The sequence below is a fragment of the Noviherbaspirillum galbum genome (genome assembly GCF_010974945.1).
GTDB lineage: Bacteria > Pseudomonadota > Gammaproteobacteria > Burkholderiales > Burkholderiaceae_D > Noviherbaspirillum > Noviherbaspirillum galbum.
In genome coordinates, this window is sequence record NZ_JAAIVB010000087.1 from 1 (window position 1) to 1,135 (window position 1,135).

Here is a 1,135-nt window from a genome sequence, read left to right on the forward strand (position 1 = left end):
CTTGCGACAAGTAGGGCGGGGCACGTGAAACCCTGTCTGAACATGGGGGGACCATCCTCCAAGGCTAAATACTCGATATCGACCGATAGTGAACCAGTACCGTGAGGGAAAGGCGAAAAGAACCCCGGAAGGGGAGTGAAATAGATCCTGAAACCGTGTGCATACAAACAGTCGGAGCCCTGAAAGGGGTGACGGCGTACCTTTTGTATAATGGGTCAGCGACTTACATTCAGTGGCAAGCTTAACCGAGTAGGGAAGGCGAAGCGAAAGCGAGTCCGAACAGGGCGTCTAGTCGCTGGGTGTAGACCCGAAACCAGATGATCTATCCATGGCCAGGATGAAGGTGCCGTAACAGGTACTGGAGGTCCGAACCCACTAGTGTTGAAAAACTAGGGGATGAGCTGTGGATAGGGGTGAAAGGCTAAACAAATCTGGAAATAGCTGGTTCTCTCCGAAAACTATTTAGGTAGTGCCTCACGTATCACCACCGGGGGTAGAGCACTGTTATGGCTAGGGGGTCATCGCGACTTACCAACCCATTGCAAACTCCGAATACCGGTGAGTGCGAGCGTGGGAGACAGACGTCGGGTGCTAACGTCCGGCGTCAAGAGGGAAACAACCCAGACCGCCAGCTAAGGTCCCCAAGATTGGCTAAGTGGAAAACGAAGTGGGAAGGCTAAAACAGTCAGGAGGTTGGCTTAGAAGCAGCCATCCTTTAAAGAAAGCGTAATAGCTCACTGATCGAGTCGTCCTGCGCGGAAGATGTAACGGGGCTAAGCCAGTCACCGAAGCTGCGGATATGTGCTTTGCACATATGGTAGGAGAGCGTTCTGTAAGCCTGCGAAGGTGTCTTGTAAAGGATGCTGGAGGTATCAGAAGTGCGAATGCTGACATGAGTAGCGATAATGCGGGTGAAAAGCCCGCACGCCGTAAGCCCAAGGTTTCCTGTTCAACGTTCATCGGAGCAGGGTGAGTCGGCCCCTAAGGCGAGGCAGAGATGCGTAGCTGATGGGAAGCAGGTTAATATTCCTGCACCGTCGTTAGATGCGATGGGGGGACGGATCGCGGAAGGTTGTCCGGGTGTTGGATGTCCCGGTTTCTGTATCGAAGATGGCGCCTTGGCAAATCCGGGCGC

General features: G+C 53.6%; 1 rRNA gene. It reads left to right on the top strand.

Annotated features, from left to right (window positions below):
• Window positions 1-1,135, top strand: a 23S ribosomal RNA gene (locus G3574_RS27925); the annotation flags it as partial.